Here is a 15,663-nt window from a genome sequence, read left to right as displayed (position 1 = left end):
TTTTGTGGTTTTGACATCCAAGTTCAATCCCGATACTCAACATCTAGTGAGGTCGAGAAAAATAGGTTCGGGATATGGGTTTGCTTAAACAGGCGGGTAGATCCTGCGGGCAGGTGACGGTCAGCGGCAAAATGTTGTGGCATTGGTCACGCATTCCGTTTGCGTTTCTGTTGGTCGTTTTGCTTGGGATTTCTACCCTCGCCGAAGCGCAGAGTTACCGGTTCAGCCGGGTCGAAGTGCAGGGTAACCAACGTATCCAAAGCGGCACAATCGCCAACTATATCGGCATTCCGAGCGGAACCAACGTCAGCGCCGGTGCCCTGAACGACGCCTATCAGCGGGTCGTCGAAAGCGGGCTCTTCGAGAGCGTCGAAATCATTCCGCAGGGCAGCACGCTGGTCGTGCGCGTCGTCGAATATCCGACCATCAACCGTATCAACTTCGAGGGGAACCGCCGCATCAAGGACGATGCGCTGCGCGATTTCGTCGAATCAAAGCCGCGCCGCGTGTTTAGCCCGAGCCAGGCTGAAGCGGATGCAGCCACCATTGCGACCGCATATTCGCAGCAGGGCCGCATCGCCGCAACGGTCACCCCGCGCATCATTCGCCGCGACGACAACCGTGTCGATCTGGTCTTTGAGATTTCCGAAGGCGACACGATCGAGATCGAGCGGGTCAGCTTTGTCGGCAACCGCGTCTATTCCGATGGTCGTCTGCGCCGGGTTCTGGAATCCAAGCAGGCCGGTCTGCTGAGAGCTTTCATCCGGTCGGATACGCTTGTCGAAGAGCGCATTCAGTTCGATAAACAGGTTTTGCGCGATTTCTACTTGTCGCGCGGGTATGTCGATTTCCGTATCCTTGGAACGAATGTCGAGCTGACGCGTGAACAGGATGCCTTTTTCCTTGTCGTGAACGTTCAGGAAGGCCAGCAGTTCAAATTCGGCCAGATCAGCACGACCAGCCAGATGCGCGAAGCCAATGCGCAGGATTTCCAGAATACGCTGCGGATCAAGCCGGGCGTCGTTTACACCCCGACGCTGGTGGAACAGTCCATCGCGCGTATGGAACGTTTGGCCATCGACAAGGGCATCGACTTTCTGCGCGTCGAACCCCGCATCACGCGAGACGAACGCAACCGTGTACTGAACATCGAATTTGTTCTTGTGCGCGGTCCGCGGATATTTGTCGAACGGATCGATATCGAAGGTAACACAACGACGCTTGATCGCGTGATCCGTCAGCAGTTCCGAATTGTCGAAGGCGACCCGTTCAACCCGCGCGAAATCCGTCAGAGCGCCGAGCGTATCCGGGCCCTTGGATATTTTGCAAATGCGGATGTGGAAGCCCGTCAGGGATCGACCTCCGATCAGGTTATCGTCGGCGTGGATGTCGAGGAACAGCCGACAGGTTCGCTGACACTTGGTGGTAGTTATTCGGTCAACGACGGTTTCGGTGTGGCGCTAGGCCTGCGGGAAAACAACTTTCTTGGCCGGGGCCAGCGCCTGAGCTTTGCCGCATCGACCGCGCAGGATTCCGAGGAATACAGCATCGGGTTCACCGAACCCTACCTGCTGGGGCGTCAGCTTCGCTTTGACCTCGACCTTGGTGTCTCTGGAACGGATTCCTCCTATGCCTCGTACGATACCGAGCGCGTCTTTGTCTCTCCGGCACTGACTTTCCCGGTCAGCGAGAATGGCACGCTTGAAATCGCCTATGATTACGATGCGTCCGAGATGACGGTGCGGGACAATACCAACAACAGCAATGTTGTCGCTCGGGAAATCGGGTTCGGGCGCCGTACGTCGAGCTCCTTTGGCCTGACCTACAGCTACGATACCCGTCTGACCGGGTTGAACCCGAACGCCGGTTTCCTGATGGAAGTTGGCGCTGATTTCGCCGGTCTGGGCGGGGACAACGAATACATTCGTTCACGTGTCCGGATGATCGCGCAGACGCTGGTTCTGAACGAGGAAGTCACGTTGCGGGCGACGCTTGAGGGCGGTGCGATGAACTGGCGGGGTACGGATACAAGCCGCACCATCGACCGCTTTATTTTGTCGCCCAGCATCATGCGCGGCTTTGAACCCGGTGGCATCGGTCCGCGGGATCAGTCGAACGGTGTCGATGATGCGATCGGCGGTAACTTCTACGCCGTGGCGAAATTCGAGGCCGAGTTCCCGCTGGGACTTCCCGAAGAACTGGGTATTCGCGGTGGCATCTTCTATGACGTCGGCAACCTGTGGGATCTGAGCAACGTGGATACCACCGGTGGCAACATTGTCGGTGCAGACGGGTCCGCCCGTCATGTGATCGGTCTTTCCATCCTCTGGGATACCGGCTTCGGGCCGCTGCGCCTGAACTTCTCGGAGGCGCTCAAGAAAGAAACCTTCGACAAGGAGCAGAGTTTCGATCTGACCATTCAGGCGAGATTCTGAACTGAGAATGACAACCACTCTCCCGATACGGTTAGCGCGGGCAATCGCGCTGGCATCCGTGATCGGGGGAGTCTTTGGCTTTACGCCGTGGGCGGGCGCACAGCAGCTTGGCTTTGCCCAGACCGCGATCCTGACGATTTCCTCGGAACGGCTTTTCAACGATTCCGCATTCGGTAAACGGATCGACCGTGAGATCGAAACCGAGGGTGAAGCCCTTGCTGAGGAAAACAACCGCATCGCCGCTGAATTGACCGCCGAGGAACACGAGCTGACCGAAAAACGCGCCGATATGGATCCGGAAGCGTTTCGGGAGCTGGCCGATGCTTTTGACGAAAAGGTCCAGAAGATACGCGGCGAACAGGATCACAAGACCCGGGTGCTGGCCGAAAAGAACGACAAGGCGCGGGCTGTCTTTCTGAACGCCGTGCGCCCGATCCTTGCCGAAGTGATGCGCGAAAGCGGCGCCGGGGTCATCTTGGAACGCTCCAGCGTGTTCCTGAGCGCGAATGCGACGGACATCACCGACCTTGCAATTGAACGGATCGACGCGACCATTGGAGATGGCAGCGAACTCTCGCCGGCACCGGACCAATAGGGTCGCTTGCCCTGCTGGCTGGCGCTTGTTAGTCAGGAGCAGGATATCCAGCATCCGCCCCCTAACACCTAAGAACGGAAGACCAGATGAACGAGACTTTGCAAAGCGCTGATATTCAACTGATCCAGCGTATTTTGCCGCATCGGTATCCTTTTCTTCTTGTCGACAAGGTCGTCGAGATCGACGGGACGTCTTCTGCCAAGGGCATCAAAAACGTGACCATGAACGAGCCGCATTTTCAGGGGCATTTCCCAGGCGTGCCGATCATGCCGGGTGTGACCATTGTCGAGGCGATGGCTCAGACGGCGGGCGTGATGATCGGAACAGCGCTCGACATGGCCGACAGGGAATTGTTGATCTATTTCATGTCGATCGACAAATGCAAATTCCGCCGCAAGGTGATACCGGGTGACGTGCTCGAGATGCAGGTCTCGACGTTGCGCGGCAAACCCGGCGGCAAGGTCTGGCGGTTCGGAGGACAGGCGACGGTAGAAGGCGATCTGGCCGCCGAAGCGGAATTCACTGCAATGATTGATATGCCGAAAGGCTGAAAACATGTCGCAGATACATCCCTCGGCGGTTATTGAAGACGGCGCCAAGATCGGCGAAGGCTGCAAGATCGGGCCGTTCTGTCTGATCGGGTCGGAAGTTGAACTTGCGCCCGGAGTCGAGCTGAAAAGCCACGTTGTCGTCACGGGCAAGACCAGCATCGGCGAAGATACCGTGATCTTTCCGTTCGCGGTGATCGGAGAAATCCCTCAGGATCTCAAGTTTCGGGGCGAAGATACGTCGCTGGTCATCGGTGCGCGTAATCGCATCCGCGAGCATGTGACCATGAACGCTGGCACAGAGGGCGGCGGCGGTGTGACGCGGGTCGGCGATGACGGGCTATTCATGGCGGGCTGCCATGTCGCTCATGACGCGCAGATCGGCAACAAGGTCATCGTCGTGAACAACGCGGCGATTGCCGGGCACTGCGTGCTGGAAGATGACGTGATCGTCGGCGGACTCTCGGGCATTCATCAATGGGTGCGGATTGGAAAGGGTGCCATCATTGGTGCCGTTACCATGGTGACAAACGATGTCATTCCCTATGGGTTAGTTCAGGCGCCACGCGGTCATCTGGACGGGCTGAACCTCGTCGGTCTCAAACGGCGCGGCGTGAAACGGTCGGACATCACGGCCTTGCGCGCGGCCTTTCAGATGCTGGCGCAAGGCGAAGGAACGTTCCAGGACCGGGTGCATCGACTCGGCGATGAGACCGAAAGCGACTATGTCCGTGATATCGTGAAATTCGTACTCGGCGGCAGCGACCGGTCTTTCCTGACACCCGGGGGCTGAGCTGTGCTGGCGTTGATTGCCGGAATGGGGGCCTTACCCAAAGCTTTGTCTGCATCGCAGGCCGAAAAGCCGCTGGTCTGTTCGCTTGACGGGTTTCTTCCGGATGGGCTGTCGCCGGACGTAGTGTTTCGGCTTGAACAGCTGGGCACCTTCCTCATCGATCTGAAAGCGCGCGGTGTGCGCGAGGTTTGCTTTGCAGGCGCGATCCGGCGTCCTCAGATCGATTCTGCCGCCATCGATGCCGATACGATGCCGCTTGTCCCGATCATCAGCGAAGCCATCGGGAGCGGTGATGACGGCGCCTTGCGGGCGGTCATGTCCCTTTTCGAGGATCAGGGATTTACCATTCGATCGGCCGAAGAGCTTGCCCCGGATCTTTTGCCGGGGGCGGGAGTTCTGGGACGTCATCAGGTTCTCGAAGCATCAGAGGCCGATGCCGCACGGGCGGAACGGTTGATGGAGACGCTGTCGGAAGAAGATGTCGGACAAGCCTGTATCGTTGCCAACGGGCAGGTTCTGGCCATCGAAGCGGTTTTTGGCACCGACTGGATGCTGGCGTCGGTAAAGAACCGCCCTGATGGCAAGGGCGGCATTTTCTACAAATCGCCCAAGCTGGGGCAGGATCGCAGGGCGGACCTGCCGTTGATCGGTCCGGATACAGCAATGGCCTGTGCCGAGGCGGGTCTGGATGGAATCGTGATCGAAGCGGGTGGCGTGATGGTGCTGGATCAGGAGAGCTTGATCGCGCGCTGCGATGCGGCCGGACTGTTCCTCTGGGTACGCGAGCGGACGATCTGATGCGGGTGTTCCTGATCGCGGGAGAACCATCGGGAGACCGGCTTGGCGGCGCGTTGATGGCCGGTTTACGCTCCTTGCGCCCGGACGTGAGTTTCGCCGGGGTAGGCGGGCCCGAGATGGAGGCTCAGGGCCTGGAGAGCCAGTTCCCCATGGAAGAGCTAAGCGTCATGGGCCTTTCGGAAATCCTGCCGAAGTACTTTCACCTCAAACGCCGGATTTCCGAGACCGCCGATGCGGTGCTGAAAGCGCAACCCGATGTTCTGGTCACCATCGACAGCCCGGACTTTTGCCTGCGCGTGGCAAAGCTGGTCAAAGCGGGCGGCAGCACACGTTGTGTCCATTACGTGGCACCTACCGTCTGGGCGTGGCGGCCCGGCCGGGCTGCGAAGATGGCGCGGATGATCGATCAGGTCCTCGCGCTGTTTCCCTTTGAGCCGCAATATATGGAAGCGGCGGGGATGGATTGCGATTTCGTGGGACACCCGGTGGTGGCCGAACCGCAGGCTACGGATGAGGAAATCGCGGAATTCCGTCAGGAGATGGGTCTTAAAGAGGGACGTTGGTTGCTTGTTTTGCCCGGCTCGCGTCGGTCCGAGGTGACCCGGTTGTCCGGTGTGTTCGGTGAGGCGCTGAAGGCGTTCATCGCGCGACATCCGGACATGCGTGTCGTTCTGCCTGCAGCGCGACCGGTTGCGGGGCTTGTCGCGGAACTGACGGCCGACTGGCCCGGAAACCCCGTGGTCATCGATCCGCGCCAGCTTGACCTTGAGACGGCGGCACGACGAAAGCGCGCGGCCTTTCGGGGCGCGACGATGGCGCTTGCAGCGTCGGGCACGGTGTCACTGGAACTGGCTGCCGCCGACACGCCAATGGTTATCGCTTATGACATGAGCTGGGCAAGTCGCCGGATCATTCAGCGGATGCTGCGTGTCGACACGGTGACATTGGTCAACCTCGTGGCAGAAAGCCGGACGGTGCCGGAATTCATCGGTGCGGCATGTCAGCCTTCAATGATTGCCGATGGCCTTGAGGATGTTTTCAACGCGCCGGACGCACAGCGCGAGGCGATGGCACTGACCATGGAGCGGTTGGGCAAAGAAGGTGAAGCCCCCGGTCTGCGTGCAGCCAAGGCTGTTCTGGCGCGGTTATAGCGCCCGGGTGCCGGGTGTTGCCGGTCTTGGCAAGGCGAGATAAATACTGTCGCACCATTCGCCGTTGATACGGATCGTGCCCCTTGCTTCGTGGGTTTTGCGAAATCCCATGCGGTTCAACAGGCTGAGACTAGCTGAGTTGCGCGGGTCCACGTCCGCGGTGATCTTTTCGAGTGACATCTGCTGGAAGAAATGCGGGATGAGCGCTGAGAGCGCTTCGGCCATCAAACCTTTCCCCCAGAAGCGGGGGTGAAGCAGAAATCCAAGCTCAGGCGCGTCCCAGATACCGGCCTTGCCGATCACCGTGCCCTTGTGATCCAACACGAATTCAAGGGTTTGACCCGGCAGGCCAGCAAGGGAGTTGCGTACCCAGGTTTCGGTTTCGGCAAGCTCCGGGTGCGGATCACTGAAGTAACGCATGGCCTGCGGGTTGGAAAATACTTTATGCAGGGCAGGCGCGTCTCTGGCCTCAAGCGGCCGAAGTATCAGTCGATGGGTGCGTATCCGCTCAGTAGCCACGCCAGATCCAGCCGCCGCCGAAAATTCGGCTGCCGCCTGTCTCGTAGAATACGCAGGCCTGTCCTGGAGATACGCCTTCTTCGGGGGAGAGCAGTTCGACCTCGGCCGTTGTATCGCTGAGCGGGCGCAGGATCGCTTCGCGCGGGGGGCGTGTCGAGCGTACCTTGACCGAGACCTGCCATTCCTTGCGGGACGTGAATGGTTCATCACCCAGCCAGTTGATTTCGCGAACCGGCACGGTCCGCGTGGCCAGCATGGCCTTTGGACCCACAACTACCTGGCATTTGTCCACGTCAAGCCGCACCACGTAAAGCGGATCGGTCAGACCCCCTATGCCCAAGCCCCGGCGCTGGCCGATGGTGTAGTGAATGACCCCGTTATGGGTGCCAAGCACGTTGCCTTCGGTATCGACGATATCGCCGGGTTGGCCTGCTCCGGGACGCAATTTCTCGATGACCGAAGCATAATCGCCATTTGGCACAAAGCAGATGTCCTGACTGTCCGGCTTGTCAGCAACCGACAGACCGTATTCCGCCGCCAGTGCGCGCGTCGCATCCTTGGAGGGCAGGTGGCCCAGCGGGAAGCGAAGGAAATCGAGCTGTTCAGGCGTGGTAGAGAACAGGAAATAAGACTGGTCGCGGCTGGCGTCTGCCGCCGAGTGCAACTCGGCGCCGTTATCGCCCAGCTTGCGCTGGATATAGTGGCCGGTGGCCATGCAATCGGCTTCGAGTTCCTTGGCCGTTTTCAGAAGATCCTTGAATTTCACTCGCTCGTTGCAACGAATGCAGGGCACAGGCGTTGCGCCCCCGAGGTAACTGTCGGCGAATTCGTCGATGACGGCGTCTTTAAAGATATTCTCGTAATCGAGAACATAATGCGGAAAGCCTCGTTCCTCGGCGACACGACGAGCATCGTGTATGTCGATCCCGGCACAGCATGCACCCTTCTTGGCGAGAGCTGCGCCATGATCGTAAAGCTGGAGCGTAACGCCCACCACGTCGTATCCCTGATCCGCGAGCAGAGCGGCAACAACGGAACTGTCCACGCCGCCGGACATTGCCACCACGACCCGCGTTTCAGACGGGGGCTTGGCAAAACCCAGAGAGTTCAGCGGTTGAGTGTTGTCGAGCGCCATTGGATTGCTTTCAGATATGCGGACAGGATTGGCAGAATATAGGAAAATCCTACACACTCACAAGGGCGGGTTTCATCGCTCGTTAAGTGTGATCCGGCAAATTCGGCATCCGATGAACAAGGACAAGCCGATGTTTCTGAAGAAAGTTGTTGGTCCGCGGGCGGTAACGCTCCCGGACGGGACTGTTATGACCCGTGCGGATTTGCCGCCTGCAACCACGCGCCGATGGGTCGCTTCGCGCAAGGCTGCTGTCGTTCGGGGCGTGATTTACGGTTTGATATCTCAGGAAGATGCTTTGAAAACATATGCTTTGAGCGAAGAGGAATTCATTGGCTGGGTATCTGCGGTGGCCGAACATGGGGAGCAAGCGTTAAAAGCGACGGCGTTGAAAAAATTCAGACAACCCTAGGTGATCCCGTTAATGTGAGTAAAAGTAACCTGTGATTAACTATTTCCGTTATAGTTAATATTGGAGAGGCAAATAACGACATAGGCGGAGATTAAGATCATGCGAGTACTGTTGGTCGAAGATGACCCTACAACTTCCAAAAGCATAGAATTGATGCTCACGCATGCGAATCTTAATGTCTACGCCACAGATCTTGGCGAGGAGGGTATCGACCTTGCCAAACTGTATGACTACGATCTCATTCTACTCGACCTGAACCTGCCCGACATGAATGGCCATGAGGTCCTGCGCCAGTTGCGCATGTCACGGATCGAAACGCCGACTCTTATCCTGTCCGGCGCCGACGATACGGAAAACAAGATCAAGGGGTTTGGGTTTGGCGCTGATGACTACCTTACCAAGCCTTTTCATCGCGAAGAGCTTGTCGCGAGAATTCACGCAATTATCCGTCGGTCGAAAGGACATTCGCAGTCGGTAATTCATACTGGGAAAATTTCGGTAAATCTGGACGCTAAAACCGTCGATGTAGACGGTGAACCTGTTCATCTGACCGGTAAAGAATATCAGATGCTCGAGCTGCTGAGTTTGAGAAAAGGAACGACTCTGACAAAAGAGATGTTCTTGAATCATCTTTATGGCGGGATGGACGAGCCTGAATTGAAAATCATCGACGTTTTCATTTGCAAGTTAAGGAAGAAATTAAGCAAGGCGACGGGCGGGGAAAATTACATCGAAACCGTCTGGGGCCGAGGCTATGTTCTGCGCGACCCTCAAACCGACCGCGCGGGCAACACGCGGCTGGCGGTGGGCGCGTAATCTCCGAAGCTTTCCAGGCGCGGTTGTTTTCTCACATGGACAAGAGCATCTGGACCTGAGCACGGACGAACCCTATCACTTGTGGCGAACAAGTGCGGGGTGAAAGCGGTGAATTCTGAAATCGATGTGGATAAGCTGAGCCCGGAGCAGGCGGCCGAAGAACTGGCGCGGCTGGCCGAGATACTCGGTGCCGCTAATCAGGCGTATCACGCCGATGATGCGCCGACGATTTCGGATGCCGAGTATGACCGCCTGAAGCGCCGCAATGCCGAGATCGAAGAACGCTTTGCTGATCTCAAACTCGATGAAAGCCCGACAGATCAGGTTGGCGCACGCCCTTCCGAGGGATTCTCAAAAGTCGTTCACGCCGTACGGATGCTGTCGCTTGGCAATGCCTTCGATGAAGAGGATGTCGTAGCTTTCGACGCAAGCGTTCGCAAGTATTTGAACATCCAACCCGGCCAAGCGCTTACTTATACGGCTGAACCAAAGATCGACGGTCTTTCCTTGTCGTTGCGCTATGAGGGCGGTCGGTTGGTTCAGGCGGCAACGCGCGGGGACGGAGCGGTTGGTGAATACGTGACGGCAAACGCGGTGACCATCAATGACATCCCGACCGAACTAAAAAATGCACCGGACATCCTTGAGGTTCGGGGAGAAGTCTACATGTCGCATGAGGATTTCGCGGCATTGAATGACAGGCAGGCGGCAGCTGGCGAAAAAACTTTTGCAAATCCGCGTAATGCTGCCGCCGGTTCCCTGAGGCAACTGGACTCCAATATCACGCGCAAGCGCCCGCTCAGATTCTTTGCCTATGCCTGGGGTGAGGTTTCGGAGCCGCTGGGGGCCACTCAATTCGAGGCGGTAAAGAAACTTAAGGATTTTGGCTTTTCGGTAAATCCATTGACCGAACTTTGCGATGGACCGTCGGAGATGCTGTCTCATTACGCTTCCATCGAAGAGCAACGTGCCACCTTGGGCTATGATATCGACGGGGTGGTCTACAAGGTTAATGATCTTGCACTTCAGCACCGGTTGGGTTTCCGATCGACGACCCCCCGTTGGGCGATTGCCCATAAATTTCCGGCTGAGCTTGCTTGGACCTATCTGGAAGCCATCGACATTCAGGTCGGCCGAACCGGAGCGCTAAGTCCGGTTGCCCGGCTTGCGCCGGTAACCGTTGGTGGCGTTGTCGTTTCGAATGCGACATTGCACAATGAAGATTACATAGCCGGACGCGATGCCAAGGGCGGCGATATTCGTGGCGGCAAAGATATTCGCGTCGGCGACTGGGTGCAGATTTACCGCGCGGGCGATGTCATCCCGAAAGTCGCGGATGTGGATGTATCCAAGCGCCCGGCAGATGCCGAACCGTTCGAGTTTCCGCATTCATGCCCCGAATGCGGCTCCGAAGCCATTCGCGAAGAGGGCGACGCGGTACGACGTTGCACCGGCGGGATGATTTGTCCGGCGCAAATTGTTGAAAAACTGAAGCATTTCGTTTCGAGAGGGGCTTTTGATATCGACGGGCTTGGCTCGAAACAGGTTGAACAGTTCTATCTCGACGGATGGATCAAGGAACCGGCCGATATTTTCTTGCTGCGGGCACGGTATGGTTCAGGAATTCAGCAATTGAAAAACAAGGACGGCTGGGGAGAGAAATCTGCCACTAACCTGTTTGATGCGATTGACGAAAAACGGAAAATCCCGCTCGCACGCGTGATCTTTGCCCTTGGTATCCGGCACCTCGGAGAGGCGGCTTCGAACCTTTTTGCCAGACATTTCCTGACTTGGGACGCTTTTGTGGAGGCGGTTCGAGATGCTGCGCCGCTCGAAGGACCGGCTTGGGAGGAGATACTGGGGATAGACGGCGTCGGGACGGTCATGGCGACCTCGCTGGTTACGACTTTTGCGCAGGATCACGAAAGGGAATCGATTGAACGCCTTGTTGCGCAACTCGACATTCAAGCGGCGGAACGTCCCGATGTGTCTGGCAGCCCGGTCGCGGGCAAGACGGTGGTTTTCACGGGAACATTGGAAAAAATGACCCGTCAAGAAGCAAAGGCCCGAGCGGAAGCGCTTGGCGCGAAAGTGGCCGGTTCGGTCAGCGCAAAAACTGATATGCTTGTCGCGGGGCCCGGAGCCGGATCAAAAGCCAAGAAAGCTGAGGAACTTTCTATCGAGGTTCTGGACGAAGACGCATGGTTGCAGCTGATCGGTGACGGATGAAGGGACGTCCCGAAAAACTCTTTCCCCTGTTCGCTGGGTTGGGAACGCTGGATGGAATTGGACCGAAGACTGCTAGTCTTCTTTCACAGATCAATTTAGAGACGCCGCGTGACCTGTTGTTTTCGCTACCTTATTCTTTGATTGATCGACGGAGGCGAACGACGATACGGGGCGTCAATTTCCCGGATGTCGTCACCGTGGAGGTGACGATCGGATCACACAAGCCGCCGCGAACGAGATCGGGCGCTTATCGTATCGACGTAACGGATGCGGAAACCGAATTCCAGCTGGTCTACTTCCACGCCAAAAGCGATTTCCTGAACCGTATCGCCCCGGTTGGAGCGCACAGGCTGGTTTCCGGTCGTATTGAGGTTTTCGACGGGATTGCCCAGATGGTGCATCCTCATCACCTTTTGGCAGTGGAAGACGCAAACCAGATTCCGGAATTCGAGCCCGTTTATCATCTGACGCAGGGCGTTTCCCAGAAGGTGATGTTCAAGGCGGCCAATTCCGCTTTGGAGCGGCTGCCGGAGCTTACGGAATGGATTGACGCGGCGCAGAAAAAGAAAGCGGACTGGCCGGATTGGGCCGAGGCGGTACAGCGCGCGCATCATCCCGAGAGCCTTGAAGCGATAAGCCCGGATACGCCCGACCGGGAGAGGCTGGCCTACGACGAATTGTTCGCGCACCAGCTGACGCTCGCACTGGCACGCCGTCGGGAGCGGCGCGGGAAGGGAGCGAGAAGTACCGGAACGGGCGAATTGCAGCGCAAGGTGCTGGCAAGTTTGCCCTATCGACCCACGGGTGCCCAAATGCGGGCGGTTGCCGAGATTACCGAAGATATGGACTTGCCGCAGCGGATGAACCGTTTGCTGCAAGGTGATGTAGGCGCAGGAAAAACGCTCGTCGCTTTCATGGCGATGCTCATCGCTGTCGAGGCTGGTGGACAGGGCGTGATGATGGCGCCGACCGAAATTCTAGCGCGTCAGCATCTGGAAGGTCTGCGTCCGCTGGCGGAAGAAGCGGGCGTGGTGCTCGAAATCCTGACGGGACGCGACAAAGGCGCTGAGCGCCGCCAGAAGCTTGCCGCGTTGGCGGAAGGGAAGATCCAGATCCTTGTCGGAACGCATGCCGTATTTCAACCCGACGTCCATTTTCGTGATCTGCGCCTTGCAATCGTGGACGAACAGCACCGGTTTGGCGTCAGGCAACGTATGGAGCTTGGGGCAAAGGGCGAGAAAGCCGATGTGCTTGTCATGACCGCTACGCCCATTCCCCGCAGCCTTGCGCTGGCTCAGTACGGCGACATGGACGTTTCAATTCTGGATGAAAAGCCGCCGGGGCGAAAGCCGATCAAGACAGCGGTCGTCAATACAGAACGGATGGGCGAGGTTGTGGGACATCTTCAGCGGGCCATTCAGGAAGGGCGGCAATGCTATTGGGTGTGTCCGCTGGTCGATGAATCCGAGTTGGTCGATCTGACCGCCGCCGAGGAGCGTTTCAAGCGCTTGCGCGCCGTGCTGGGTGACGAGAATGTGGGTCTGGTTCACGGTCAGATGCCACCTGCCGAAAAAGATGCCGCCATGCGCGATTTTCAGGACGGGAAGACCAAGGTTCTTGTCGCGACGACGGTCATCGAGGTTGGTGTCAACGTGCCGAATGCGTCGATCATGGTGATTGAACGGGCTGAAATTTTTGGTCTGGCGCAGTTGCATCAGCTGAGAGGGAGGGTTGGTCGCGGTGAAGCGGAGTCGACCTGTCTCCTCTTATATCAACCGCCCCTGTCTGAAACCGGTCGACGGCGGCTTGATGTTCTGCGCTCGACCGAAGACGGTTTCGTGATCGCGGAAACCGACCTTGAGATGCGGGGCGCGGGCGACATGATCGGAACGGCGCAATCCGGTCTGCCGAGGTTTCGAATCGCGGATCTAGAGCGTCAGGCTGGCCTTATGGCCATCGCGCAAAGTGATGCCCGGACACTTTTGGAAACGGATCCAGGACTGGAAAGCGAGCGCGGGCAGGCGGCCCGTGTTCTTTTATGGCTTATGAAGCAGGATGAAGCTGTCCGTTTGATTTCAGTAGGTTAGCACGAATATTCTTATAAAGTTCACAAATGTTCCCATAAAGTTCTTTACTTTTGGCTCTTCGAATGAGAACAAAAGGTCAACGCTAGGTTAAATCCTGTTGAAGATCGGAGCTACGCAATGCTGAACGAATTCAAGTCCACCCTGTCCCGCAGCCGTCACACGCTGATCACCGACGTGGTCGGGGCGTCTGCGCTTGTCGTTATGCTGGTCGTCGGTCTCCACCTGCCTACGCTTATCTGAGCGGATTCTGCCTGCGCTCTCATGCGGCGTGTACGCGGCCAAGTCTTCCTGTACTGGCTGAATCGGAAATCTGCCTGTCCCTTCCGAGTACATCGCTGATCCCACGTGAGAATCGCATTACCTGCCGCCGCCATCCGCCCGGGATGTGCGGCGGTTTTTTTATGTTCAAGGGGGTCGGATCAGGCGCAGTAGGCTTGTTCAGCCTGTGCTGCCGCTTCGGCCGCTGCGTCAAGCGCAAGAAGGATCGACGCGTGTCGGTTCTTGTACTCACGCGCCGGCAGCAGCACCTCGAGACCGTCAAAGGGGGCATATGGCGCAGGACCGTCTGTCTTGAGCATAGCGCGGAGCTGGTCGCGGGCGGTTTCGATCTGTTCCCGTGTCGTGCCCACGATTGCGGCGCCGACAACCGAAGCCGAAGCCTGCCCAAGCGCGCAAGCCTTCACGTCCTGTCCGAACTTGGTAACCTTGCCCTGATCCATGCAAAGATCGACAGTCACGGTAGAGCCGCAAAGCGGCGAGCGCTTTTTGACACTGGCGTCCGGCGCATCAAGTCGTTCGGAATGCGGAATGTCAGCGGCTAGCGACAGTATCCTGGCAGAGTAGAGTTTGATCAGGTCGGTTTCGCCGGACATGGCTTTTCCTTCTTGGCTGTCCCCCATACATAGGCAGCGAAATCACCAATGCAAAAGGTTTTTGCCCATGCCCTTTGATCCAAACTCGCTCACCTATGATGAAAAAGGGTTGATTCCAGCGATCGCTCAGGATCCGGACGGCGAAATCCTGATGATGGCCTGGATGAATGCGGAGTCCGTTGCGGCGACGCTTGAAACCGGACGCGTTACATACTGGTCGCGGTCCCGGCAATCCTTTTGGATCAAGGGCGAAACCTCGGGCCACACGCAAGAACTTATTGAAATGCGGGTCGATTGCGACCGTGATTGCCTTTTGTTGATCGTGCGGCAGACGGGTCCGGCATGTCACACAAATCGGCGCAGTTGTTTCTACACGGCCGTTCGCGGCGGTGAAGAAGTCGAGCTGATGAAACCGGAAAGTTAAAGCCCGATCATTTCGCGTATGCCTGCCGGTGTCACGCCTTCTGACCGGTATTTTGAAAGCGCACGCGCATCATCGCGTTTGGCCAGACGTTTACCGTTCTCGTCGCGGATCAGAGAATGGTGGTGGTAGACGGGCGTCGGCAAACCCATAAGGTGCTGTAGTAATACATGGATTTTTGTGGCCTCGAAGAGGTCGAGGCCACGGGTCACATGAGTGATGTCCTGTGCGGAGTCATCTACGGTCACCGCCAGGTGGTAGGAGGTCAGCATGTCGCGGCGCGCCACCACGATATCGCCAACTTCGGTTACAAGTTCGGCGCCAGCGAATTGTATCGTTTCGCAATGCGTTGCGCCGGTCTCTTCGAACTCGAAAGTTGTTGGATGAGAGAGAGCCTGCAGGGCAAGCCGCATGTTCAACCGAAGATTTGCAGCCTTTGGCCTTGGTCCGGTTGGCGCATGAACCGGCCGGCAGGTGCCGGGATAAACGGGACCGTCCGGGCCAATGGATAAAATACCTTCCTGCGGCGCGGATATTGCATCCTGAATGTCACGGCGGCTACAGGTGCAGGGATAAAGCAGTCCTCGGTCCCAGAGATCGTCGAGAGCTTTGTCATAGGTAGCGAGTCGGTCGGACTGTCGCAGAACGGGCAGGGGCCATTCGAGCCCCAGCCAGTGCAGGTCATCATAGATTTGCTGTTCCCATTCAGGACGGGCGCGTGACCTGTCTATGTCTTCGATCCGCAGAAGGAACGTGCCGGAAAGTTCCTTTGCGAGGTCATAAGCGATAATTGCGGAATAGGCATGACCCAGATGAAGCGGGCCGGTCGGCGAAGGCGCAAAACGGCACCGCATA

At 57.5% G+C, this 15,663-nt stretch carries 16 protein-coding genes; 12 read left to right on the top strand and 4 right to left on the bottom strand.

Features of this window, described 5'->3' with window-relative positions; genetic code table 11:
• Positions 1–74: 74 nt before the first annotated feature.
• From bamA to lpxB, 6 genes are all read left to right on the top strand, one after another.
• Positions 75–2,435 (top strand): outer membrane protein assembly factor BamA, encoded by a 2,361-nt coding sequence (gene bamA, locus MF268_RS13770; protein ID WP_238371437.1) that lies wholly within the window; start codon positions 75–77, stop codon positions 2,433–2,435.
• Between the two features lie 7 nt (positions 2,436–2,442).
• Positions 2,443–3,030 carry an OmpH/Skp family outer membrane protein gene (locus MF268_RS13765; protein WP_238371436.1) on the top strand — a complete coding sequence of 196 codons (588 nt, stop codon included), beginning with the start codon at positions 2,443–2,445 and terminating at the stop codon, positions 3,028–3,030.
• An 86-nt stretch (positions 3,031–3,116) separates the two neighbouring features.
• On the top strand, positions 3,117–3,581 hold the full coding sequence (gene fabZ, locus MF268_RS13760; protein WP_238371435.1) for a 3-hydroxyacyl-ACP dehydratase FabZ: 465 nt from the start codon (positions 3,117–3,119) through the stop codon (positions 3,579–3,581).
• Between the two features lie 4 nt (positions 3,582–3,585).
• Positions 3,586–4,371, top strand: coding sequence for an acyl-ACP--UDP-N-acetylglucosamine O-acyltransferase (lpxA, locus tag MF268_RS13755; protein WP_238371434.1), 786 nt, complete (start codon positions 3,586–3,588; stop codon positions 4,369–4,371).
• A gap of 3 nt (positions 4,372–4,374) precedes the next feature.
• The gene (locus tag MF268_RS13750) at positions 4,375–5,169 is read left to right on the top strand and encodes an LpxI family protein (RefSeq protein WP_238371433.1); all 795 of its coding nucleotides are present in this window, start codon (positions 4,375–4,377) and stop codon (positions 5,167–5,169) included.
• On the top strand, positions 5,169–6,320 hold the full coding sequence (gene lpxB / locus MF268_RS13745; protein WP_238371432.1) for a lipid-A-disaccharide synthase: 1,152 nt from the start codon (positions 5,169–5,171) through the stop codon (positions 6,318–6,320). The genes MF268_RS13750 and lpxB overlap by 1 nt, the downstream gene beginning before the upstream one ends.
• Here lpxB and MF268_RS13740 read toward each other — a convergent pair.
• The gene (locus MF268_RS13740; RefSeq protein ID WP_238371431.1) at positions 6,315–6,839 is read right to left on the bottom strand and encodes a GNAT family N-acetyltransferase; all 525 of its coding nucleotides are present in this window, start codon (positions 6,837–6,839) and stop codon (positions 6,315–6,317) included. The genes lpxB and MF268_RS13740 overlap by 6 nt on opposite strands.
• Positions 6,829–7,974, bottom strand: coding sequence for a tRNA 2-thiouridine(34) synthase MnmA (gene mnmA, locus MF268_RS13735; RefSeq protein WP_238371430.1), 1,146 nt, complete (start codon positions 7,972–7,974; stop codon positions 6,829–6,831). Before mnmA ends, MF268_RS13740 begins: the two co-directional genes overlap by 11 nt.
• A gap of 130 nt (positions 7,975–8,104) precedes the next feature.
• On the opposite strand from mnmA, the gene sciP reads away from it, so the two are divergent.
• From sciP to MF268_RS25225, 5 genes are all read left to right on the top strand, one after another.
• Complete coding sequence (sciP, locus tag MF268_RS13730) at positions 8,105–8,383, top strand: CtrA inhibitor SciP (protein ID WP_238371429.1); 279 nt, start codon at positions 8,105–8,107, stop codon at positions 8,381–8,383.
• 99 nt (positions 8,384–8,482) lie between these two features.
• A complete protein-coding gene (ctrA, locus tag MF268_RS13725; RefSeq protein ID WP_238371428.1) occupies positions 8,483–9,199 on the top strand; it encodes a response regulator transcription factor CtrA in 717 nt (238 codons plus the stop codon).
• Between the two features lie 108 nt (positions 9,200–9,307).
• The gene (gene ligA / locus MF268_RS13720; protein WP_238371427.1) at positions 9,308–11,428 is read left to right on the top strand and encodes an NAD-dependent DNA ligase LigA; all 2,121 of its coding nucleotides are present in this window, start codon (positions 9,308–9,310) and stop codon (positions 11,426–11,428) included.
• A complete protein-coding gene (gene recG / locus MF268_RS13715; protein ID WP_238371426.1) occupies positions 11,425–13,515 on the top strand; it encodes an ATP-dependent DNA helicase RecG in 2,091 nt (696 codons plus the stop codon). The genes ligA and recG overlap by 4 nt, the downstream gene beginning before the upstream one ends.
• Positions 13,516–13,632: 117 nt before the next feature.
• On the top strand, positions 13,633–13,755 hold the full coding sequence (locus MF268_RS25225; RefSeq protein ID WP_255406496.1) for a hypothetical protein: 123 nt from the start codon (positions 13,633–13,635) through the stop codon (positions 13,753–13,755).
• Between the two features lie 179 nt (positions 13,756–13,934).
• Here MF268_RS25225 and MF268_RS13710 read toward each other — a convergent pair whose 3' ends face one another.
• The gene (locus MF268_RS13710) at positions 13,935–14,387 is read right to left on the bottom strand and encodes an iron-sulfur cluster assembly scaffold protein (RefSeq protein ID WP_238371425.1); all 453 of its coding nucleotides are present in this window, start codon (positions 14,385–14,387) and stop codon (positions 13,935–13,937) included.
• Between the two features lie 67 nt (positions 14,388–14,454).
• Here MF268_RS13710 and hisI point away from each other — a divergent pair, with 67 nt between their 5' ends.
• Entirely contained in the window at positions 14,455–14,811 is a 357-nt protein-coding gene (hisI, locus tag MF268_RS13705; protein WP_238371424.1) for a phosphoribosyl-AMP cyclohydrolase, read from the top strand.
• On the opposite strand, the gene gluQRS is transcribed toward hisI, so the two are convergent.
• Positions 14,808–15,662 carry a tRNA glutamyl-Q(34) synthetase GluQRS gene (gluQRS, locus tag MF268_RS13700; RefSeq protein ID WP_238371423.1) on the bottom strand — a complete coding sequence of 285 codons (855 nt, stop codon included), beginning with the start codon at positions 15,660–15,662 and terminating at the stop codon, positions 14,808–14,810. The two genes, hisI and gluQRS, sit on opposite strands and share 4 nt — an antisense overlap.
• Position 15,663: the final 1 nt, after the last annotated feature.

The sequence above is a fragment of the Heliomarina baculiformis genome (assembly GCF_019966545.1).
GTDB classification, from domain to species: Bacteria; Pseudomonadota; Alphaproteobacteria; order Rhodobacterales; family Rhodobacteraceae; genus Heliomarina; species Heliomarina baculiformis.
Note: the sequence above shows the minus strand (reverse complement) of the source record. Positions and strands in the feature narration are given on the sequence as shown.